The following is a 21,656-nucleotide window of genomic DNA, read 5'->3' as shown; positions in this document are numbered from 1 at the left end:
GGGCCTGGACCTTGGTCTCGAGTTTTGAAAATCCCGCCGGGAGGCGGGCTTGCGAGGGATTAAGGTAAGTAAGCTACTAAGGGCGTGCGGTGGATGCCTAGGTGCCAAGAGGCGAAGAAGGACGTGGGTGGCTGCGAAAAGCTCCGGGGAGTTGCCAACCGAACGTTGAGCCGGAGATGTCCGAATGGGGAAACCCAGCGTGGTGAAAGCCGCGTTACCTCGGCCTGAATACATAGGGCCGAAGGAGCGAACCAGGGGAAGTGAAACATCTCAGTACCCTGAGGAAAAGAAAACAATGAGTGATTCCCGAAGTAGTGGCGAGCGAAACGGGAACAGCCTAAACCGGTGTCACGCAAGTGGCACCGGGGTTGCGGGTCCGCGGTAGGACCTTTGCTGGTTAGCGGAAGCACCTGGAAAGGTGCACCAAAGAGCGTGACAGTCGCGTACGCGAAAACCGGTGGAGGCCGAGCGGGGTACCCAAGTAGGGCGGGACACGTGCAATCCTGCCTGAATCTGCCGGGACCATCCGGTAAGGCTAAATACTCCTTGGCGACCGATAGTGGACAAGTACCGCGAGGGAAAGGTGAAAAGAACCCCAGTGAGGGGAGTCAAAAGAACCTGAAACCGCATGTCTACAAGCAGTCCGAGCACTACGTCGCAAGACAGTGCGAGGGCGTACCTTTTGCATCATGATTCGGCGACTTAATGTACGTAGCGAGGCTAAGCCGATAGGTGGAGCCGGAGCGAAAGCGAGTCCGAAACGGGCGACTACAGTTGCGTGCATTATAACCCGAAGCGGGGTGATCTACACATGGCCAGGTTGAAGTGAGGGTAACACCTCATGGAGGACCGAACTCATGAAAGTTGAAAATTTCTGGGATGAGCTGTGTGTAGGGGTGAAAGGCCAATCAAACTCCGTGATAGCTGGTTCTCCCCGAAAGATATTTAGGTATCGTCTCGAGGAATTCAATACCGGAGGTAGAGCACTGGAACGGCTAGGGGTCTCACCAGATTACCAAACCGTACCAAACTCCGAATGCCGGTAATTGTTATCTCGGGAAGCAGTCAGTGGGTGATAACGTCCATTGGCAAGAGGGGAATAACCCAGACCGACAGCTAAGGCCCCCAAGTCTAGTCTAAGTGAACACTAGAAAGGATGTGGCAGGTCATTGACAACCAGGAGGTTGGCTTAGAAGCAGCCATCCTTTAAAGAAAGCGTAATAGCTCACTGGTCGAGACAGGCCGCGCCGAAAATGTAACGGGGCTCAAGACTAGCGCCGAAGCTTCGGATTGCATGCGTCAGGCGCATGCAGTGGTAGGGGAGCGTTGCAACTACAGCGAAGGTAGACCGCAAGGGCTGCTGGAGTGGTTGCGAGTGCTGATGCCGAAATGAGTAGCGATAAAGGGGGTGAGAAACCCCCTCGCCGTAAACCCAAGGTTTCCTGGGTCAAGTTAATCTTCCCAGGGTTAGCCGGGACCTAAGCCGAGGCCGAAAGGCGTAGGTGATGGCAAGCAGGTTAATATTCCTGCGCCATCTTGTAGACGTTGAACCGAGGAAGGACGGAGAAAGCTAGACGAGCTGGCCGGTGGTTGTGCCAGTCCAAAGGCGTAGGGGTGTCGCGTACGATGAAAAGGCGCGGCAGCTATCCCCGAGACCCCATGGCACCCCTCACGGGGTAAGTCGTTGATGCTCGGCTTCCAAGAAAAGTTCCGCGGGGAGTCTACAGGGTGTCCGTACCGCAAACCGACACAGGTGGGTGAGGAGAAAATCCTAAGGCGCTTGAGAGAACTCTCCTCCAAGGAACTAGGCAAATTTCCACCGTAACTTCGGAAGAAGGTGGGCCTCTGGTAGGTGAAGGCGTACAGCTGGAGCCGAGAGAGGTTGCAGAGAAATGGCGGTAGCGACTGTTTACCAAAAACACAGGACTCTGCGAAGGCACGAAGCCGACGTATAGGGTCTGACTCCTGCCCGGTGCTGGAAGGTTAAGGGGATTCGTCAGCCGCAAGGCGAAGCGATGATCCGAAGCCCCAGTAAACGGCGGCCGTAACTATAACGGTCCTAAGGTAGCGAAATTCCTTGTCGGGTAAGTTCCGACCTGCACGAATGGAGTAACGACTTCCGCACTGTCTCGGAGAGGGACTCAGCGAAATTGAAATAGCTGTGCCGATGCAGTTTACCCGCAGCAAGACGGAAAGACCCCGTGAACCTTTACTACAACTTGACAGTGACACTAGGGTTCGACTGTGTAGGATAGGTGGGAGCCTTTGAAGCCGGGCCGCTAGGTTCGGTGGAGGCAACGGTGAAATACCACCCTGTCGGATTCTGGTGTCTAACCATGCCCCCTCAACGGGAGCTGGGACACTGTCTGGTGGGTAGTTTGACTGGGGCGGTCGCCTCCCAAAATGTAACGGAGGCGCGCGATGGTTCCCTCAGCCCGATTGGAAACCGGGCGTCGAGTGCAATGGCATAAGGGAGCTTGACTGCGAGACAGACATGTCGAGCAGGTGCGAAAGCAGGTCATAGTGATCCGGTGGTCCTGAATGGAAGGGCCATCGCTCAACGGATAAAAGGTACTCCGGGGATAACAGGCTTATCTCCCCCAAGAGTTCACATCGACGGGGAGGTTTGGCACCTCGATGTCGGCTCATCGCATCCTGGGGCTGGAGCAGGTCCCAAGGGTTTGGCTGTTCGCCAATTAAAGCGGTACGCGAGCTGGGTTCAAAACGTCGTGAGACAGTTTGGTCCCTATCTGCTGTGGGCGTAGGATACTTGAGAGGCTCTGACCTTAGTACGAGAGGACCGGGTTGGAGACACCGCTGGTGTACCAGTTGTCTCGCCAGAGGCATCGCTGGGTAGCCATGTGTCGATTGGATAACCGCTGAAAGCATCTAAGCGGGAAACCGACCTCAAGAACAGGTATCCCGGGCGCAAGCCCCTGAAGACCCGTCGAAGACTACGACGTTGATAGGCCGGGTGTGTAAGCGCGGTAACGCGTTGAGCTAACCGGTACTAATTGGTCGTGCGGCTTACTTTACCTCAATCTCTCACAGGCTCCACCGAAACGGGGGAGTAAGGGATTCGAGGCCAAGGTCGAGGCCCCTGAGCGCGCTCCGAAAGCGAGTGGCGCCGGGCTCGGAAGAAGGCACCAGCTTCTGTCAGCAGGAAATTGAAAACTACCCTTTGTATGCACGCGTCACATGTTTTCCGGTGGCAATGTCGGAGGGGTCCCACCCGTTCCCATCCCGAACACGGAAGTTAAGCCCTCCAGAGCCGATGGTACTCCGCGGGAAACCGCGCGGGAGAGTAGGTCGCTGCCGGATTTTTTTTGAAGGCCCCGAGTCCTCATACCCATGTGTGGACTCGGGGCCTTCGCCTTTGCGGGCTACTGGATTTCTGCATTCCGCGTGTGTCTTTCCGCAGTGCAGTGCTTTCAGTGCTTTTCGTGACGCACTCTCTATCTTCGTGCTGGCGATGCCTCTCCAGGCTTGCTTGATTGGTGCTCCACCCTCCAAGTCCAGGAGCGCCTTGCTCATGAAGCAGCTACTGCGTCCCTTCCTCGGTGGTCTCCTCGCACTCGCCGTCATCCTCGCTCCGGAGAAGTCCGAGGCGGCTGATTTCCGGCTCAACCTTGGTGCCGACTACCATATCGACAGTGGTGCCTTCTTCAGTCTTACCGGCACCGTCGATTTCGTCTTCGCGGGCCCCCTCTCCATTGGCACTCGCTTCGGTGCGCTCCTCGCCACCCAGCCCAATACTCTCGGTATTCCGCTCGACCTCAGCCTCCGCTTCAACCCCAGGCGTACCCCTCTGTACCTGGAGGTGCTCGGCGGCCCGTGGATCTTCTTCGAGGGCGATACCTTCCGCGCCCACGGTGCCTTCGGCTTCGGCTACCAGAACCGCTCCTTCACCTTTGGTATCGAAGTCGGTTACCTCGAGCCCAGGCCCCATATTGGCTTGCGCCTCGGGTTCCGGTTCTAGTCGCGGCTCGACTGCGCGAGGCCCTCAGTAGTGCGGCGGCTTCTCCTGCCGCTGCGCATCCACCAGGCCTGGCTCCCCTTCGAGCTTCTTCTTCAGGAGGTCCACCTCCGCCTTCAGTGCATCCAGCTCTCGACGCTGGGTGTACAGCACGTCGCTCAGCTCCTGCAGCAGCTCCTGCTGCTGCATGTAGCGCAACTCCAACTCTACGATCCGCGACTCGTCATTCATGCCCCTTGGGATAACCCGGCCCCGGCCTCGTTGTCTTCAACCCGGAGTGCCCTCATGGATGCTCTACGCCACCTCCAGCGCGCCCGTGAGCTCATTGACCGCGGCCGGCCTGAGCTCGCTGAGTCCGCCTTGAGTGATGCCATTGATTCCGCGGTCCTCGCCGAGGACCTGGTCATGCTGACTCGTGCTCGGATGGCGCTCGGTGAGCTGTTGTTCGAGCAGGGCCGAGATGAGGAGGCTGTTCCTTTTCTCCAGGCCGTCGTTCGGACCGAAATCGCTGATGGTTCCGTCGACAGTGAGGTGAAGTCCGCTGCTCGGTTGCTCCGGCAGATCCGTGGCATTCCAGAGTAGGGATTGTTGACCCTCACCTCAGCCCTCTCCCAGAGGGAGAGGGGGCTTGCTTCACGGGGTCCGGCAGGCGCTTCGCACTGCTTCCATCCGCTCCGGAAATCGGCGCTCCAGATCCATCCGCGTCACTGTCAGCTGCTCCGTCCGGCCCGTCTTCCTCTGGATATCGCACAGCGCTGAGAGCGGCCGCATGTCCGACATGTCCAGGCGATCCGCTTGTCTCAGCGCCTCTTCCGCCCCATCCACATCCCCCACCCGGAACGCCGCCATCCCCAGGTGGTAGTACCCCATCACCAGCTTCGGATCCGCTTCCACCGCGCTCGCGAACAGCTCCCGCGCCTCCTCCATCCTCCCTTGTGCCATCCGCACCAGCCCCTCTTCCATGAGCATCTGCGGCCTCCCCAGCCCCCTCTCCAGCTGCTTCAGCACTTGGATCGCTTCCTCCCCGCGACCCATCGCGCTCAACAGCCTCGCGTACCTCACCCCCACCCCCACATTCCCAGGCGCCTTCTTGTAAGCCTTCCCCACTGACGACAGCGCCCCTCCCAGATCCCCGTCCTTCTCCTGGAAGTCCGCTCGCAGCAGATCTGCCTTCGGGTCCCCCGGTCTTAGTTCCTCCGCTCTTGCTAGCGACTCCTCCTCACACCGGTTCATCCGCTGCCCGTGGCAGATCCTCGCCAGCAAGAGCTGCGTCTCTATCTCGCCCGGCTCTCTCTTCTCCGCTTCCTTCGCTAGCTCATACGCGTCCAGCGGCGAGCCCTCCGACAGCAGCTCCGCCGCCGTCCGGAGGTGCTCCCCCGTCGCCTTCGGGTTCTCTTTTAGGGGCTTCAGCACCTGCGCCCGATTCGTGGCGTCCGGCATCGCCCTCGCGATCGCTAGTTCCTGCTCCGGCATGTTCCTCGGGAGGAACAGCGGTATCAGGTGGATGGCCAACGCCACCAGGCAGGCGATCAGGGCGCTCTTCAAGCCTCGGTCCAACCTCCGGCTACGTGGACCCCTTGGCTCCTGCTCGGGCTCTTCAGGGCCTCGGTGGCCCCGCGTCTCTTGGGTGGGCGGTACGTTCAGCACGTCCCTCTGACTCTAGAGACTCGTCTCCCGACGCGCACCGTCTCCCGCCCGCTCCGCTGGTCAGTGCCCGACACCACGTCCCGGGTGCCATCAGCCGGGCTTACTCCTCTACGGGAATCGTCCTCCCTCCTCACGACACCGCCCTCAATCGCGGCCTCGGTGATTCCGGAAGCTCCTCCCCACAGCTCCAGCACAGCTCGAAGTTCCCCGGGTTCTCCTCCCGGCACCCCGGACACTCCACCGCTCTCGCCGCCTTCTCCCCGTTCGTCTCCAGCTCCTCCAACAGCTCCCTCGCCCTCTCCACCTCCTCCTCCGGCAGCCACAGCTCCACCCAGGTCTCCGTGCTCGGTATCTCCCCGCTCAGTGGGGCCAGGGACTCTCCTCTCACTTCCACGGACAATCCCGAACCCGCCAGCAGCCCTTCCTGGAGCCTTGCCTCCCCTACCGTCCGGTGCACCGAGAACCGTACTCGCTTCATGGCCCCTCTCTAGTCGCGGGTCCTCCCCCCTCGCAAACCTGACCTGCTCCGCCCCCTCTCTTTTGCTCCCTCGCTGGTGGAGCACTCGAGTAGGCAGCTAGAGTGGTCCGGCGCAGGGGGGATTCGAGTGCTCGGTTTCGAACTCACACGGGATGAGGACCGTGCGTCTCCGGTTCCATCGCAGCGGTCCTCCGTTTATCCGTCGGAAGGCGTTCCCTCGTCGATTCTTGCTCCAGGCTTCAGCGTGGCCCTCTTCCCCAGCAGTTCGTCCCATCCGTACCGCTCTCCTCTCTGGGCTCGTTACGGACTCGCCCTGCTGGCCACCGGGCTCGCCTTCGCCCTTCAGTGGCTCCTCTGGCGGTGGCTCGCACCTACCCCCTACTTCCTCTTCCTCGCGGCTGTTGTCCTCTCCGCCTGGCTGGGCGGTCATGGTCCGGGCGCGCTCTCGACGGTTGCTGCCCTCGTCCTCACCCGCCTCTTCTTCCGCGAGACCCCTCCCGCTTTCTCACTCGCCGCCCACCCCTCCGTCACCAGCGCCCTCTTTACCGGCGTCGCTGCGCTGATGACCCTGGTGGCCGCTCGCGTCCGCACCACCCTCCATGCGGCCCAGGTCGCTCGCGCCGAAGCTCAGGCCAATGGCCACGTGCTCGATATCACCCTGCGCAGCATCGGCGATGCCGTCCTCACCACCGACTCCCACGGCCTCGTTCGCTTCATCAACCCCATCGCCTCCTACTTGTCCGGCTGGCGTGAGAGCGATGCCATCGGACAGCCGCTCGAGCGCGTCCTGCGCCTCGTTGAGCCCTCCACCCGCGAGCCCATTGCCCTCGTCCTCGCCGAACAGAGCGCGGAGCGGCCCATCCAGCTCGGTCAGCAGGCCCTGCTGCTCTCCAAGAATGGCGCCGAGCTCCCTATCGAGCACACCGCCGCCTCCCTCTCCGGCCCCCAGGGTCACCGGCTCGGCTCCGTCATCGTCTTCCGCGACATCTCCGCCCGCTTCCGCGAGGACCATGAGCACGCCAAGCTCCTCGCTCGCGAGCACGATGCGCTCCTCGAGGCCGAGACCCAGCGCGAACGGCTCGAGACCCTCTTCATGCAGGCCCCCGTCGCCATCTGCCTCACCCGCGGCCCGGACCACATCGTCGAGCTCGTGAATCCGCTCGGACAGACCCTCGTCGGCCAGCGTCTCGCCCCCGGCCGCTCCATCCGTGAAACCCTCTCCGGCTTGGACCCCAACCTCCTCCACCTGCTCGATGAGGTCTTCCGCAAGGGCACCCCCTTCGTCGGTCACGAGGTGCCCCTTCGTGCTGACTTCTCCGGCACCGGCCAGGACGAGGTGAAGTACTTCGATCTCACCTGGCAGCCCTGGCGCGGCCTTCATGGCGAGACGCTCGGCACCATGGGCCTGTGCGCGGAGGTCACCGAACAGGTGCTCGCTCGCCGTGAAGTCGAGGCGCTCGCGACGGATCTGCAGCGCGCCCTCCAGATTCGCGACGACTTCCTCTCCGTCGCCTCCCACGAGCTCAAGACGCCCCTGACCTCGCTCCAGCTCCAGCTCCAGCTCCTCTGGCGCTCACTCCCCGAGACCGACGCCGACGGCAATCCCCACCCCGCTCGCAAGCGCATCGAGGCCACCCGCAAACCCGCCGAGCGTCTCCACCAGCTCGTCAACAACCTGCTCGACGTCTCCCGCATCCGCGCGGGTCGGCTCGCCCTCGAGCACGAGACCGTCGACTTCGCCGCGCTCCTCCACGACGTCGTCGCCCGCGCCGAGGCCGATGCCGCCGGCGCCGGGTGCAAGCTCATCCTCCAGGCCGCCTCCCCCGTCATCGGTCGGTGGGATCGGCTCCGCCTCGAACAGGTCGTCACCAACCTGCTCTCCAACGCCATCAAGTACGGCGCCTCCCACCCCGTTGAGCTGTCCGTTGTCCAGGACGGGCCCCTCGCCCGGCTCACCGTGCGAGACCATGGCATCGGCATCCCCCCCGATAGCCAGGCCCGCATCTTCCAGCGCTTCGAGCGCGCCGTCTCCGAACGCCACTACGGTGGCTTCGGTCTCGGCCTGTGGATCTGCAAGCAGATTGTCGAGTCGCTCGGCGGCGACATCCGCGTCGAGAGCCAGCCCGGTCAGGGCGCCACCTTCATCGTGGCTCTTCCCCTCGAGCCTCCCGCCAGCGGGCGCTCCGACGCTGATTCCGGTTCCGGCTCCGAGTCCGGTTCCTCCTCCACCGGCTGAGCCGTTTCCACGGCCCGGGAGGTTCCCTCTCCTCCCCGCAGCCGGGGCTCCGGAGCGTTACTCCTGTTGCCGCAGCTCGTGCGGCAGGACCGCGTGCGCGTGCCTCGGTGCTCGCTCGTGCAGCTCCTGCGTCAGCAGCGTGTCCAGCTCCTCGAGCAGGGCGTCGTACGGCGTTCCGTCTCCCTTCGCCCTCTGCCCCGCATGTGCTTCCAGTTGCACCCGCGGCGTCTCCTCGTCCTCGAAGGCCAGGCTCACCGCCATCCCCCTCGGACCCCCCGCCGACGGCTCCAACACCACGGGCGCCGGTAGGTGCTCCGCTTCCTCCAGCAGCGGCCTCAAGCGCTCGACTTCCTCCTCCGTGAGGTCCCTCTCCACCACCGTCTCACCCTGCTCCAGCACGCGCAGGTGTCTCATTCCCTCCACCCGCACCGCTTGCGCCCCTGTGTTCGTCCTCCCGCTGCGCTCATAAGTCACTGTTTTCACGCGCTACCTCCCAGGTCCGGGCTTCTTGTGGAGGTATGCACGGTTTGCTTCCTTCGCAGCCCTCTCCCCCTGTTCCCGACAGAGCCCCCTCCCCACCGGCCCCGGTGTCGCCCCTCCAGGGCACTCCTAGGTTGCGTCTCCCCGGGCCCAACGCCCGGCTTTCCTGGAGGTTCCCGTGGCCAACACTCCCAACAACGACTCGCGCTCCAACAACGACCAGCGTTCCGATACCAAGAATCCCAACAACCCCGCCTTCAAGCAGGACCGCGATAACAGGTCCAACCAGCTGAACCCCAACAGCGATGCTCATCCGTCTCGGAAGTCCGGCGGGGGGAACTCCTCTTCCGATGGTTCCAGGAACGATTCCTCCTCGAATCAGACCCGGCGCTGAGGTTCCCCACGGTGGGTCCCCGGTTTTCTCTCGGGGGCCTACCGTGGCTCCTGGCCCGGCACGGCCTGGCCCGACCTGGCCCGGAGTCTCAATCCGGGTTCCTCATACCCTCACCCTGTCCCTCTCCCAGGGGGAGAGGGGAGGGTTGACGCACTGCGTTCGCTTCCTGCTGCCCCCAATGCCGTCCCGTCGTTACACTGCCTCCGTGCGTTCTGAATCCGTTGCCTCGCCCGCCCCTGCTCCCGCCCACCGCGGTGACTCCGGCGCCTTGGGTCTGCTTCCTTCGTCTCCTCCTCAGCCCCCCGCTCCTCGCTCCGAGCGCTTGCTCGCCCTCTCGTCCCAACAGTTTGATGTCCTCGTCATCGGCGGCGGTGTCACCGGTTGTGGCATCGCCCGGGACGCCGCCCTCCGCGGCCTCCGCGTCGCCCTCGTCGAGCGCGAGGACTTCGCCTCCGGCACCTCCAGCCGCTCCTCCCGTCTCATCCACGGCGGCGTTCGCTACCTCGAGCACGGCCACCTCGGCCTCGTCTTCGAGTCCAGCATCGAGCGCTACCGGCTCCTGCGCCTCGCCCCCCACCTCGTCCGCCCCCTGTCCTTCGTCTGGCCCGTCTACCAGGGCGCTCGCATCCCTCGCTGGAAGCTCGCCGCCGGCCTCATGCTGTATGACGCCCTCGCCCTCTTCCGGAATGTGAAGGCTGCTCGCAGCCTCAATGCCCAAGAGGTCTCCGAGGTCGTCCCCGGTCTGCGCACCGAGGGGCTCAAGGGCGGCTCCCGCTACTACGACGCCGCCACCGACGATGCCCGCCTCACCCTCGCCAACGCCATCGGCGCTTCCGAAGCCGGTGCCATCGTCCTCAACCACGCCTTCGTCAGCGCGCTCCTCATCGAGCAGGGCCGCGCTCAGGGCGCCACCGTCGTGGATGCGCTCACCGGTCAGCAGATCACCGTCCGTGCTCGCGTGCTCGTCAACTCCACCGGGCCCTGGAGCGATGAGATTCGCAAGCTCGACGCCAACGGCTCCACCCCCTCCGTTCGTGGCTCCAAGGGCGTTCACATCGCCGTTCCCCGCGAGCGGCTCCCCACGGACACCGCCCTGACCTTGCTGTCCCCCGTCGACGGCCGGGTGATGTTCGTCCTCCCCGCCGACACCCACACCATTATCGGCACCACGGAGACCCCTACTCACGCCCACCCCACGGAGGTGCGCGCCAGCCTCTCCGACGTGGACTACCTGCTCACCTCGGCCAATGCCTTCTTCCCCCAGGCGCACCTCGCCCGCGAGGACGTCGTCAGCGCCTGGGCCGGCATCCGCCCCCTCGTGGCCAGCGGCTACGGCCATGGCGACGCCAACAGTGCCAGCCGCGAGCACGCCATCCACACCAGCCCCACCGGCGTCCTCGCCATCTCCGGCGGCAAGCTCACCACCTACCGCGTCATGGCTCGTGATGTTGTGAACGCTGTCGAGAAGGTGCTCGACGTTCCTCGGCGCAAGGCGCTCACCGACTCCCTGCCCCTGCCCGGTGGCGATATCCCCTCGCTCGATGCGGAGCTCTCTGCTGCTCAGGCTGAGGTGGGTCGAGAGGCCACCGCTGTCCACCTCGTGCGTGCCTATGGCTCCCGCTGGCGTCTGGTGTGGGCGCTCACTCGAGAGCAGCCCCACCTGGCCGAGCCGCTTGCCCCAGGCCTTCCCTACATTCGCGCCGAGGCCGTTTACGGAGTGACCCACGAGCTCGTGCACACGCTGTCCGACCTGCTCGTGCGCCGCCTCAAGGTTGCTTTTGAGACGCGAGACCTGGGCCGGGCCGCCGCTCGCGTGGCCGCCACTGACATGGCTCCCCTCCTGGGCTGGGGCCCCGAGGTGATCGAGCGACAGCTTGCCGACTACTCCCGGGACGTGGAGCGACTCTTCGGCATCGAGTCGGCTGCGCGCTGACGTCCACCAGCCCGCACCTCTAGGGGAGGACCCGAGCGTCCTCCCTACCGCCCTCCAAGCAGACGATCTACCGTGCTTCACTAGGGAATGGGTGTGCCGACCAGACGTTGGTCAGGCCCATTTCTCCGCCCGGTGCCGCCCGGCGGTGCCTTCCCCCCACGGATGTGGTGCAAGGAGACGTTCTCATGAGGCGATTGGTGCTGTTGGGCTTGTTGGGGTTGGGCGTGAGTGCTTGCAAAGAGCCTGAGCCCATCAAGGTGGAGCCGCAGGAACTGCCGCTCTGTCCGGATCTCGTCGTCAAGGACCTGAGCCGCTCCGCCCCCCTGGCTTCCCAAGCGCAGGGCGCGGTCTCCTCCGCGCTGCGCAGCACCTCCGCGTCCGACAACAGCCCCCAGCCCATGCTGGTGCGCTTCCGCAAGCAGACCGGCGTGCAGGCCGCCGCCGTGTCCCGCCTTCGCGAGGACAGGGTGCGCAAGCTGGGTGCGCTCGTGAAGTACCACTGGCCCAGCCTCGACACCCTGGCCCTCTCCCTCACCCCCGAGGCGCAGGCCCGGCTCGCCCAGGACCCCGAGGTGCTCTCCATCACCCCGGATCGGCCGGTGCACGCGCTCGGCATGTCGCCGTGGGTGCCCGTGTCCGCCCTGCTCGGCGCGCCGAGCACCACCGGCAGCACCGCCGAGTACACCTGGGCCGTGCGGATGACGCAGGCCAACCAGGTATGGGATGCCAACAACGATGGCGTGCTCGACTCCGGTGCCCCCACCGGTGAGGGCATCACCGTGTGTGTTATCGACAGCGGCATCGACCCGAACCACCCCGAGCTCAAGGCCGCGTACGCCGGCGGCAAGGACTTCGTCGACAACGACGACGTGCCCGAGGACAAGGACACGTCGGGCGCTTGGGGCGGAGGTCACGGCACTCACGTGGCGGGCACCATCGTCGCCCAGCTCGGCTCCGGCGGTCAGGTGAACCCCAATGACCCCACGCTGAGCCCCAGCGGCATGGTGGGCCTGGCCCCGGGCGCCAAGCTGCTCGTTGCCCGCGTGCTCGACGAGAACGGGGATGGGCGCACCTCGGACGTCATCGCGGCGCTCCGCTGGTGCAAGGAGAAGGAGGCGCACATCGCCTCGCTCTCGCTCGGCTCGTCCAACCCGGATGAGGCCGAGAGGGCCGCCTTCGACGAGGTCTACGCCGCGGGTATGTTGTCCATCGCCGCCAGCGGCAACGGCGGTGAGCTCGCCACCCCGGAGTCCAAGGTCTACCCGGCCGCCTATGCCTCCGTGGTTGCTGTGGGCGCGGTGGACCCCGAAGCCAAGCACCCCGCGTTCTCCCAGGGAGGAGATCACCTGAGCCTGGTGGCCCCCGGCGTGAACATCTACTCCACCTACCCCCAGGGCCAGTCGCCCTTCGCCACCCTGGAGGCTGGCGGCAAGTTCTACGCCTCGTCCGCCTTGGACTTCGTCCCCTACGAGGAGTACACGGGCAAGCTCGTTGACTGCGGCCTGGGGGAGAACAATCGCTCGTGCCCCGAGCTCGAGGCCACCTGCGAGGGCTTCGTGGCCTACGTGACGCGCGGGGGGGAGATCAAGTTCAGCGACAAGGTGAAGAACGTGCGCTCCCAGGGCGCGCGCGCCGTCATCATCGCCAACAACGACCCCGAGGATGACGAGGCCCTGGGCTTTACGCTGGGCTCCCCGGCCACCTGGCCGCCGGTGACGGCCATCCCCACCACCCTCGTCAACGACATCCGCGCTCAGATTGGCAGCCCCGTGCGCGTGGGCATCCGCGGCGGTGACTACTCCTTGAGCACCGGTACCTCCATGGCCACGCCCCACGTCTCCGCCGTGGCCGCGCTGGTGTGGAGCGCCCGTCCCACGCTCACCAACACGCAGGTGCGCGCCATCCTCGAGAGCACCGCGAAGAACCTTGTCGACCCCGAAGTGCCGGAGTCGCCCACGGGCAAGGACATCGTCTTCGGCTACGGGCTGGTGCAGGCCAAGGTGGCGGTGGACAAGGCGCTGAACCCGTAGTCCCGGGAGTGGCGCGCTCCCCGGCGCTCCCGGTGTCTCTCGGGAGCGCCAGCCCCAGCGCTCGTCTCAGCGCAGCGGCCGCGCAGGCGAGGCCAGCAGGCACGCGCCGACGCTCGCCTCGACCCGGGCCACGGCCTCAACGCTCGGGTCCATGCACGCGGGCACCGTTGCCACGGACACGAGCCCGTCTCCCCACGACTCCTCCGCGTCGAAGGACGTGGGACGCGCCTGCGGCACCAGGCTCAGGGCCATGAAGGCCACCGCGGCCACGGCTCCCAGTGCCATCCTCCCTCCGTACTCCCAGCGGCCCTTGCGCGGCGCCGACGACGGACGCAGCCGGGCCTCCAGTGCACTGAAGCTCAGCGCCGGTCGCGACGGCAGACGCCTCGCCCGTTGCGCCATCCACCCTCGCTCCAGGCGCAGCCACGCCAGCGTCCGCGCGCACGTGGCACACGCAGCGGCATGCGTGCTCACCCGCTCCGCTTCCTCCTCCGAGAGCTCTCCGGCGAGCAGCGCGTCCAGGTCCGATTCGCGGCAGGGGGCGCTCATGACCGACCTCCATTTCCGACATGTCCGGCGAGCCGCTCTCGCAGCTGCAGCCGCGCCCGGTGGATTTCATTCTTCACCTTGGGCAGGGACCAACCCATCACCTGGGCGATGTCCTCGTACGCCAGCCCATGGTCAATGCGCAGCAGCAGCGCCGAGCGCCGTTCCTCGCGCAGCTCCCCGAGCGCCTCCGCCAGCAGCCCCTCCATCTCGCGGTCCAACAGCAGGTCCTCCGGCGTAGGCGAGGGCAGCGCTGACTCCAGCAGCGGCTCGATCTCCTCGGAGGCGATGTCCAGGTGGGTGCCCCGCGTCCGGCGCGACTCGAGGTAGATATGGCGGGCAATCCCCAACAGCCACGAGGCCAGCCGCGCATCGTCACGCAGCGCTCCGAGCCGCCCGTGTGCCCGGACGAAGGTCTCCTGAGTCCCCTCGTCCGCGGCGGCCTCGTCTCGGAAGAGGTCGCGCAGGAAGCGCCAGACGGCGGGGGCGTGCTGCTCGAAGAGCGTGCGGAACGCGACCGGATCGCCCTTCCGCGCACGTGCCAGCAGCCGGCGCTCGGCGTCCTGCTCCGAGGACGCGCCGCCAACGAGGGTCATTCGGACCGCGAAAAGGTGGGCCACGCGCCGTGGTGACATGAAGCCGCCGAAAGTTTCACCGCTCGTTCTCTTTCATGCTTGCCCGGGGCGTCAAATCCAGGCCGCTCGGCCCGAGGGCCGCCGGGGAGGCATGGGCCCTCCGTGGCCGGGTGTGTCCTTTCACGAACAATTCCCACCTTTGCGCCACGGGAGGGGTCAACGAGGAGGATTGCATGCGGAGAGCCATCTGGATGGCGCTGGCCTTCATGGGGACTGCCCCTCTGGTGGCCCTGGCGCAGCAGAGTGCGGGAGCCCCCGCCAACCCAGCCCCCGCGGCGAGCCCATCGGGCACGGCCAGCATCGAGCGGGGACAGGACACGACGGGGACCGGGACGGCGGGAGCCCCTGGACAGCAATCGGCCGGGAGCGTGGGAACGGCCACGGGCGAGCCCGCCGCCGGGACCGGAGGGGCGGGGACGGGAGGTGCCGGGACTGGGGGCGCGGGCACGGGAGGCGCCGGCACGGGAGGAATGGGGACGGGAGGCGCGGGGACCCAGGGGACGGGGAATGCGACGGGCCTGGACAGCGTCCCGCTGCAGCGGACGGGCCCCCAGGGGCAGCAGGGGCTGACGGGGACGGGAGGCGCTGGGACGGGAGGCTCGATGGGAGCGGGCCCTACGTATCGCGGGACCACTCCGGAGATGCCATCCGCGTCGCCTCCGATTGACGTGGGCACTCGGGTGGGACCTGAGCCGGGTGAGCAGGCTGGGGGCGCAGGTACGGGCACCGTGGGCACCGGCGGTGGGGATACGACCGGTACGGGCGGTGGCGGCACCGGAACCGGCACGGGCGGTGATGCGACGGGGACCGGCACCGGAACTGGTACGGGAACGACTGGGACGGGAACCGGCGGGGCGGGGACGGGCGGCACCGGAACGGGCGCGACTGGCGGCGGAGGTGGCGGCACGGGTGGCGCTGGAGCGAGCGGAGCCGGTGGAAGTGGGGCGGTGCAACAGGCTCCCGTGTCCGGTGGCCCCGAGGCGATGCAGCGCGAGTTGACCCTCCTGCGTCAGCGCGTGGCCCGTCTGGAGAGCGAGCTGGATGCCTTGCGCGGAACAGGCGGCGGGGGGACGGGGGGAGCAGGTGACACGGGCACCACGGACACGGCGAACATCCAGGTGCAGGGTCCCGTCACGGTGGCCACCGCAGTGTTCGACGGCAGGGTGGTGGACGTCACGCCCAAGCACATCGACATCGTCGACACCTCGGATGGTGCGTTCTACCGCCTCGCTATTAATGACGAGACTCGGGCCTTCGTGGGTCCTCGGCTGGAGCGCATCCCCGTGCAGAAGCTCTCCGAGGGGACGCAGGTGCGGACCTCGTTCGCGCTCGTCTCGGGTGAGGAGCAGGCGCTCAACATCGTCACGCAGCCCGAGCCACAGCGGCAGCCCCGCAAGCAGCAGGGGGCACCCCAGGGCCAGCAGCGGCAGGCGCCTGGGAATCAGGGGCAGCAGCGTGCGCCGAGTCGGTGAGCCTCAGTCGACCTCAAGGAGGTCCAACGATTCGATGAGGGGCTGAGGCATTGTCCACAGTCCCTCTTGGTGGCGGTAGCCGAGCTCGAAGGCGTTGAGGATGGCGGGCCAGCGATCCTCGAAGACGGCCCAGTTGTACTCGGTCGGCTTCGAAGTGAGGAGGTTGTGGTCCCGGTCCCGCTGCGTGGCGGTGTAGTCGCTGAGCTCCCAGGCGACGGGGCCCATCGGCAGCCGCAGCGTCGGCGTCATCGCCAGCATGAGGGCGGTACGGGGCACCTCGCCCGCGGGCGGCGTGGCCGGAGTGAAGGCGGGCTGCACGGCGTCATGTTGCTCTCGCCAGGCCAGGTAGTTGTTGGCGAAGGCGATGAGCGCATCTCGGTCCGAGTCACTGGCCGCCCGGCGCGCGTCCTCGAAGAGGGCGAACGCGGCCACCACCAGGCTCCGCCCGCTGACGCCTGGCAGTGCGCTCGCGAAGTCCGTGGGCAGCGGCGAGTCCTTCACGTGCTCGAGCGCGTACACCCAGGCCCGGCGGGCCTCGTCGGAGCTTGCGCCCCGCAGCGCGAAGCCCTCCACCACCTGGGCCGACTTCACCGCGTGGGCTCCCGAGCGCTTGCGCCACTCGAGGTACTCGCGCGCCGCGCCGGCGATATCCGAGTAGATGGCCACGTTGCCATCGAGCAGCAGTTGCTCCAGTGTGCGCGCCACCGCCTCGGCCGCCTCGAGCGCCGTGGCACCCGGGGCCTCATACAGGACACGCGCGAAGCGCCAGGTGGAGATCCACAAGGTGCGCGGATCCGCGAGCACGTCGAGGTTGGCCGCGCTCAGCAGTGAGCCTAGGGAGGCGGCCACGTCGTGAGACAGGCCGAACCAGCGCAGGGTGTCCCCCACCTTCTCCGCGACGAGCCGCTCCGGGCCAGAGACGCCGCTGCGCTGGAGCGCCTGCTGCACCGATGCAGAGGGCTCGCCCTGGGCGGCGTCGATGATGGCGCGGGCTAGATTCGCACCGAGCATGCCCTTGCCGGCCTCCTGGGAGGCGTGGGGCGCGAAGGCGAACCAGTTGCTGAGGACGCGGCTGGCCCCGCCGGGGCGGAAGTCGGGGTCGAGCAACGCTTGCAGTTCCTGAGCGAGCTGGATGTACCCCTGGGTGATGCGGCGGTTGGTGTCGAGCGCGTGGCTCGTATCAGCCACCAACCAGTTGGCGGGAGCACGGAGGAGGGTGTTTCGGGGCCGATGCGAGCGGGCCTGGAGGGGCGGCTGCGCCTGGGACTCTGGCGGACGGGCCCGTGGGGTGACGTCTGTTTTGGTGGAAGGCGGGTCCTGGTCCGACATGCGCTGTTCTCCCGTGACGGCCATGTGCCCGGAGCCTCCTTGGAGGCTCGGAGAGCGGCCTATGCGCCGCTCCGTGAGTCCCACGTTCCTGGCCGCTGTACCGGTTGCCCGTGGGCGTTCGCCGCCCAACGTTTTACCGGAAGAAGGGAGCGCGGCGTAGATGCGGAAGCCGACCTGGTTGGACCTGGGGATCGCGGTGCTCGGCCTGTTCCTCGTGTGCAGCGCCGCGCAAGGAGTAGCGCAGACGCAGTCCACGAGGACGGGGGCTCAGTCTCCGTCCTCGGAGGACACGTCGATAGGGGATGTCACCCAGGACTCTCGCATCACAGGCACGTCGGACGCGATGGGGTCGGGCTCGGGGCTGGTGACCAACGACACGCCGCAGGAGACGGGGACGGGCGGGGCAGGGACCGCAGGGGCGGGGACTGGGGGAACGGGGACAACAGTCGGTACGGGCACAGGGCAGACAGCGGGCACGGGAGGCAGCGGGACGGGCACGCAGGGCACGGCGGTGGATGCAGCCCAGCAGCGGCTGGAGGTTGCCCGGTTGCGTACGGAGGTGGCTCGACTGGAGCAGCAGCTCGCGCAGATGCGGGCGAGGCTCTCACAGGCAGAGACTGCCTCTCAGGGCACCGGAGGTAGCGGGGCGGGCACGGGAGGCAGTGGGGCGGGCACAGGAGGCAGCGGCTCTGCGGGCACGGGAGGCAGCGGCTCCGCGGGCATCGGAGATCCCAGCGCCGAGGGTCCCGAGGTCAATACAGGCGTAGGCGACCCCGCGGCCGAGAGCGTAGGAGGGGCAGGGCGTGCACAGGCGGCCACCCAGCCGGACACCAGCAACCAGGGCTACGCCGTGGCCCACGTCATCCACACAGGCCGAGTCCGCTCGGTGTCCCAGCAGCGGTTGGTCCTCGTCGACGAGGGGGGCATCGTCAAGACGCTGACGCTTGCCCCTAACGTGCGGGTCGTGCGCGGCGGACGGCAGGTGGCGCTCCAGAGTCTCACGGAGGGCGCCGTTGTCCGGGCCTCGGGAGACATGTACGCCCGTGACAATCCGGTGTTCGAGATCCAGGTGGTGCCTACGGCTCCCGCTCGCTGAGGCTCACTGCGGCAGCTTGATACCGGAGAGCCGCTGGTACAGCTCCACCGCGAACCCGTCCGTCATCCCCGACACGTAGTCCGTCACGCACAGCAGCCGCTGGTAGGGCGTGAGCCGCTCGATGGCTTCCTGGCGGCTCTCCACGTACGGGCCCGGGCGCTGGAAGAACTCCAGCGGAAGCAACTGCCGCAGCTTCTCCTGCTCCTTGTTCGGCTTGTCTGCCAGCACCGCCGGCGCGAACCTGTCCAACAGGCCCCCCAGCGTCTGGAAGCCCGCGGCTTCAATCTGGAGCACCCGCTCGCTCCAGTACCCCTTCTCGCGAGTGATGTTTGTAATGGTCTTCAGCCGCTCGCCCGCCTCCGGTCGCGCAGACACCAGCGATTGCTCGAAGCTCCCCGCCTCCATTGCCATCACGTGCTCGGCGAACGCCGTGACGCACTCCTGGATGAGCGCGAAGATGGCCCCCGCCCGCGCCCGTCCCAGCCGCGACTCCCAGTCCACCTTGTCCTTCAAAGGCTTGAACTTCGGCTGCAGCGCTGCCACGTCCTCCATCAGCGAGCAGACGGTCTCCATCGGGATGAGACCCAGCTTCCCCGAGTCCTCCAGGTCGATGATGGCGTAGCAGATGTCGTCCGCGGCCTCGACGAGGAAGGCCAGCGGGTGCCGGCTGAAGACGTACGGCTCGCGCTCCAACAGCCCCAGCTTGCGGTACACCTCGCCCGCGAGCTGCGCGTCGTCCTGGAAGAACCCGAACTTCTTCTCCGAGATGCGCGCCTTGTCCCGCTCCCGTCCCCGCGGCAGCACCGAGGGCCTCGGGTATTTGCTCATGGCCCCCACCGTCGCCACGGTGTAGCGCAGCCCGCCATCCCGGTTGCGGGATTGCAGGCGGTTGAGGATGCGGAAGCCCTGCGCGTTGCCCTCGAAGCTCGCCAAATCCTTCCATTCGCTCTCCATCGCGAACGGGTGCTTCGCGTCCTTCTTCTCCACGAACTCGAACGACGGGAAGTTGCGCTCCACCCAGTGCTGGATGGCCGCTTCCCCCGAGTGCCCGAAGGGCGGGTTGCCGATGTCATGCGCCAGGCACGCAGCCGCCACGATGGTTCCCAGACGCGAGGGGTCCACGTCGACGTCCTGGGCCTGCAGACTCCGTCCCGCCAACTGCCCCAGCGAGCGCCCCACGCACGAGGCCTCGATGCTGTGCGTCAGCCGCGTGCGCGTGTAGTCGCTCGTCGACAGGGGGAACACCTGCGTCTTGTCGTGCAGGCTCCGGAAGGCGCTCGAGAAGACGATGCGGTCATAATCCTTGTCGAACTCGGTTCGCTCGTCCGGGGTGTCCAGGGGCGTGCGATGGGGCGGGTCCCCCACCCGGTGCGGGGAGAGAAGCTGGCGCCACCGTTCGGTGCGTGAGTTGTTCATGGAGGCCTCGTGAGATGCGGTGGGGGACCGCCATCGTGCGGCCAGAGCACCCCGGGGCAAGTTTCCCGGCGGACACTGGCGGCGGCCCATCGTGGAGACATCATGCCTCGGGGCTCCCACATGTGTGCCTGGGGTGTCTCCTACTGGAGTTTCTCCCGGGCCCCGAGGCGCGGACAGGTCAGTGCCCGCGCGATAATTCGTCCCTGACCCCGCGTGTCTCCAACCCGGGAGGGGACCATGTCCTCCAGCGCTACCGCCCATCGCATTCCCAGCACCACCTCCACGAGCTCAGGGAGTTTGGACCTGCCCCATGTCCCGCTGTCCGAGGGCAGCAAGGGCTCCGAGGTGCAGCGGCTCCAGGCCGTGCTCATCCGGCTCAAGTACCTGGGCGGCCGGGCGGATGGCGACTTCGGGCCCAAGACGAAGGAGGCCCTCGCGCGCTTCCAGCGTGACTGGCGGCAGACGCCGGACGGCGCGTACGGGCCGGAGACGCGCACCGCGCTCCAGAAGGCGCTGACGCCGGTGCACAAGCCGGCCGTGGTCTCCAGGCCCTCGCCCAACTCCGAGCCGCGCAACGGGGTGGACATCGACGCCATCATCCTGCACCACACGGGGACCAACCGCATCTCGGTGGACCTGGCCACGCTGCGCTCCCGAGGCTCCAGGCGCGTGAGCTCGCACTACCTCATCGCGCCCACGGGCACCGTCTATCAGCTCGTGCCGGACAGCCGGGCAGCCTGGCACGCCGGCGTGTCCTCGCTGCACGGCGTGACGCAGCCGAGCGTCAACGCGCGCTCCATCGGCATCGAGATAACGAACGACGGCACCGGCCTGACGCCCTTCACCGAGGCGCAGTACCTCGCGCTGGAGCGGCTCGTGCCGTACCTGGCCCGGACGTACAAGGTGCCCAAGGAGAACATCGTCGGCCACCGTGACGTGGCTCCGGACCGCAAGACGGACCCGGCCGACAACTTCGAATGGGAGCGCGTGCGCCGCGCCGTCGACGCCGTCCTCTGAGGGCTCGCGTCCTTCGGAGCCCGTTCCTACCTTTGTTGTTGGAGGAGGAACGCCATGTCCAACCTCAAGCAAGCAGCCCGGCGCATCATCGAGGAGGTCTACGGCCAGGGCAGGGTGGAGGTGCTCGATGAGCTGTGCCACCCCGACTACGTGGGACATGATCCGCTGGTAGGCGACGCGGACCTCCAGGGCGTGAAGGCGTACGTGCGCTTGCTACGCGCCTGCTTCCCGAACCTGGAGGCGCGCATCCTCGGGCTCTATGTGGAGGGGAACACGGCCATTATCTGGTGGTGGATGGAGGGCAACCTCGCTCGGCGGTTGCTGGACGTGGAGCCGCAGGGCCAGCGCATTCACCTGCAGGGCATCACCGTCGCCGAGTTCGAGGAGGGGAAGATCATCGAGGACTCGAGCGAGTGGGACACGTTCGGCTACCTGGTGCAGCTCGGATTGGTGAAGCCACTGGGGCCTATGGCCAGGGCCTCCGGCGAGCGCGATGGGTCCGGGCTCTCCCAGAGCTAAGGGCCGGGCTCGCTTTGTGGCAGGGTAATCAAGACAGCCACCCCCATGAAAAGGGCACTCCAAGAGCAGGCGGACGAGGAGCCAGTCGCGCCGCATGCTCCCAAGTGCGCTCTCGTTTCGAGCTTCAAAAGTTTCAAAATCGGTGAGAGGAGCCACCGGGGCTGGTGAGCCAACATCACGTGGTTCGTGCGGAGCGAAGCCGAGGTTTGGGCTTTGCCGTATCATTGGGAGATCCTTCGGACTGGATACCCATGAATCTGTACTTCACCACCACGTTGATGGTGCTCCTCGTCGGGTGTGGTACGGCCTCTCGGGTGGTGCGCCTGGATACGGGACGGGACGCGCCCATTGTCTTCGCTCCGCACAATGACTCCGTTCCGGTGGAACTGGACGATGACGAATTCGAGGAGGCCGTGGCGACGCTTGCCCGGGATACGCGACCTCCCGCTCGA

18 protein-coding genes and 2 rRNA genes are annotated in these 21,656 nt (G+C 66.5%); 12 read left to right on the top strand and 8 right to left on the bottom strand.

From position 1 onward, the window contains the following. Nucleotides 1–66: 66 nt before the first annotated feature. The 3 genes from F0U60_RS51850 to F0U60_RS51840 all read left to right on the top strand — a co-directional run bounded on the left by F0U60_RS51850 (nt 67) and on the right by F0U60_RS51840 (nt 3,979). Nucleotides 67–3,035: ribosomal RNA gene (locus F0U60_RS51850) — 23S ribosomal RNA — on the top strand. A gap of 169 nt (nt 3,036–3,204) precedes the next feature. Continuing rightward, a 5S ribosomal RNA gene (gene rrf, locus F0U60_RS51845) occupies nt 3,205–3,321 on the top strand. A 211-nt stretch (nt 3,322–3,532) separates the two neighbouring features. Continuing rightward, nucleotides 3,533–3,979 carry a hypothetical protein gene (locus F0U60_RS51840; protein ID WP_395811951.1) on the top strand — a complete coding sequence of 149 codons (447 nt, stop codon included), beginning with the start codon at nt 3,533–3,535 and terminating at the stop codon, nt 3,977–3,979. Between the two features lie 24 nt (nt 3,980–4,003). Here F0U60_RS51840 and F0U60_RS51835 read toward each other — a convergent pair whose 3' ends face one another. Then, on the bottom strand, nt 4,004–4,207 hold the full coding sequence (locus tag F0U60_RS51835) for a SlyX family protein (RefSeq protein ID WP_395811950.1): 204 nt from the start codon (nt 4,205–4,207) through the stop codon (nt 4,004–4,006). A gap of 54 nt (nt 4,208–4,261) precedes the next feature. Between F0U60_RS51835 and F0U60_RS51830 the strand changes: the two genes are divergently transcribed. After that, nucleotides 4,262–4,558 (top strand): hypothetical protein, encoded by a 297-nt coding sequence (locus F0U60_RS51830; protein WP_395811949.1) that lies wholly within the window; start codon nt 4,262–4,264, stop codon nt 4,556–4,558. A 51-nt stretch (nt 4,559–4,609) separates the two neighbouring features. On the opposite strand, the gene F0U60_RS51825 is transcribed toward F0U60_RS51830, so the two are convergent. Both F0U60_RS51825 and F0U60_RS51820 read right to left on the bottom strand, forming a co-directional pair. Beyond that, entirely contained in the window at nt 4,610–5,521 is a 912-nt protein-coding gene (locus F0U60_RS51825) for a tetratricopeptide repeat protein (protein ID WP_395811948.1), read from the bottom strand. A gap of 232 nt (nt 5,522–5,753) precedes the next feature. Then, nucleotides 5,754–6,101: a putative signal transducing protein gene (locus F0U60_RS51820; protein WP_395811947.1), complete on the bottom strand. Its 348-nt coding sequence runs from the start codon at nt 6,099–6,101 to the stop codon at nt 5,754–5,756. Between the two features lie 244 nt (nt 6,102–6,345). Here F0U60_RS51820 and F0U60_RS51815 point away from each other — a divergent pair, with 244 nt between their 5' ends. Then, complete coding sequence (locus F0U60_RS51815; protein ID WP_395811946.1) at nt 6,346–8,337, top strand: ATP-binding protein; 1,992 nt, start codon at nt 6,346–6,348, stop codon at nt 8,335–8,337. A gap of 57 nt (nt 8,338–8,394) precedes the next feature. Here F0U60_RS51815 and F0U60_RS51810 read toward each other — a convergent pair whose 3' ends face one another. Then, nucleotides 8,395–8,820 (bottom strand): hypothetical protein, encoded by a 426-nt coding sequence (locus F0U60_RS51810; protein WP_395811945.1) that lies wholly within the window; start codon nt 8,818–8,820, stop codon nt 8,395–8,397. 175 nt (nt 8,821–8,995) lie between these two features. Between F0U60_RS51810 and F0U60_RS51805 the strand changes: the two genes are divergently transcribed. The 3 genes from F0U60_RS51805 to F0U60_RS51795 all read left to right on the top strand — a co-directional run bounded on the left by F0U60_RS51805 (nt 8,996) and on the right by F0U60_RS51795 (nt 13,174). Next, nucleotides 8,996–9,211, top strand: a complete 216-nt coding sequence (locus F0U60_RS51805) for a hypothetical protein (RefSeq protein WP_395811944.1) — start codon at nt 8,996–8,998, stop codon at nt 9,209–9,211. Between the two features lie 178 nt (nt 9,212–9,389). Further along, the gene (gene glpD, locus F0U60_RS51800) at nt 9,390–11,144 is read left to right on the top strand and encodes a glycerol-3-phosphate dehydrogenase (protein WP_395825836.1); all 1,755 of its coding nucleotides are present in this window, start codon (nt 9,390–9,392) and stop codon (nt 11,142–11,144) included. Between the two features lie 185 nt (nt 11,145–11,329). Beyond that, nucleotides 11,330–13,174 (top strand): S8 family serine peptidase, encoded by a 1,845-nt coding sequence (locus F0U60_RS51795; RefSeq protein WP_395811943.1) that lies wholly within the window; start codon nt 11,330–11,332, stop codon nt 13,172–13,174. Between the two features lie 66 nt (nt 13,175–13,240). Here F0U60_RS51795 and F0U60_RS51790 read toward each other — a convergent pair whose 3' ends face one another. Both F0U60_RS51790 and F0U60_RS51785 read right to left on the bottom strand, forming a co-directional pair. Then, nucleotides 13,241–13,723, bottom strand: coding sequence for a zf-HC2 domain-containing protein (locus F0U60_RS51790; protein ID WP_395811942.1), 483 nt, complete (start codon nt 13,721–13,723; stop codon nt 13,241–13,243). Next, nucleotides 13,720–14,316, bottom strand: coding sequence for an RNA polymerase sigma factor (locus F0U60_RS51785; protein WP_395811941.1), 597 nt, complete (start codon nt 14,314–14,316; stop codon nt 13,720–13,722). Before F0U60_RS51785 ends, F0U60_RS51790 begins: the two co-directional genes overlap by 4 nt. A 212-nt stretch (nt 14,317–14,528) precedes the next feature. Between F0U60_RS51785 and F0U60_RS51780 the strand changes: the two genes are divergently transcribed. After that, nucleotides 14,529–15,827, top strand: coding sequence for a hypothetical protein (locus F0U60_RS51780; protein WP_395811940.1), 1,299 nt, complete (start codon nt 14,529–14,531; stop codon nt 15,825–15,827). Nucleotides 15,828–15,830: 3 nt separating this feature from the next. On the opposite strand, the gene F0U60_RS51775 is transcribed toward F0U60_RS51780, so the two are convergent. Beyond that, nucleotides 15,831–17,180, bottom strand: coding sequence for a hypothetical protein (locus tag F0U60_RS51775; RefSeq protein ID WP_395811939.1), 1,350 nt, complete (start codon nt 17,178–17,180; stop codon nt 15,831–15,833). A gap of 136 nt (nt 17,181–17,316) precedes the next feature. Between F0U60_RS51775 and F0U60_RS51770 the strand changes: the two genes are divergently transcribed. Then, nucleotides 17,317–18,252 carry a hypothetical protein gene (locus F0U60_RS51770; protein ID WP_395811938.1) on the top strand — a complete coding sequence of 312 codons (936 nt, stop codon included), beginning with the start codon at nt 17,317–17,319 and terminating at the stop codon, nt 18,250–18,252. Nucleotides 18,253–18,255: 3 nt separating this feature from the next. On the opposite strand, the gene dgt is transcribed toward F0U60_RS51770, so the two are convergent. After that, nucleotides 18,256–19,668 carry a dGTP triphosphohydrolase gene (gene dgt / locus F0U60_RS51765; RefSeq protein WP_395811937.1) on the bottom strand — a complete coding sequence of 471 codons (1,413 nt, stop codon included), beginning with the start codon at nt 19,666–19,668 and terminating at the stop codon, nt 18,256–18,258. Between the two features lie 237 nt (nt 19,669–19,905). On the opposite strand from dgt, the gene F0U60_RS51760 reads away from it, so the two are divergent. Both F0U60_RS51760 and F0U60_RS51755 read left to right on the top strand, forming a co-directional pair. Continuing rightward, a complete protein-coding gene (locus F0U60_RS51760; RefSeq protein ID WP_395811936.1) occupies nt 19,906–20,685 on the top strand; it encodes an N-acetylmuramoyl-L-alanine amidase in 780 nt (259 codons plus the stop codon). A gap of 54 nt (nt 20,686–20,739) precedes the next feature. Continuing rightward, nucleotides 20,740–21,204 (top strand): ester cyclase, encoded by a 465-nt coding sequence (locus tag F0U60_RS51755; protein WP_395811935.1) that lies wholly within the window; start codon nt 20,740–20,742, stop codon nt 21,202–21,204. Nucleotides 21,205–21,656 lie beyond the last annotated feature (452 nt).

It is taken from the genome of Archangium minus, assembly GCF_044360475.1.
GTDB lineage: Bacteria > Myxococcota > Myxococcia > Myxococcales > Myxococcaceae > Archangium > Archangium minus.
This window is presented reverse-complemented; position numbering and strand designations above follow the sequence as displayed.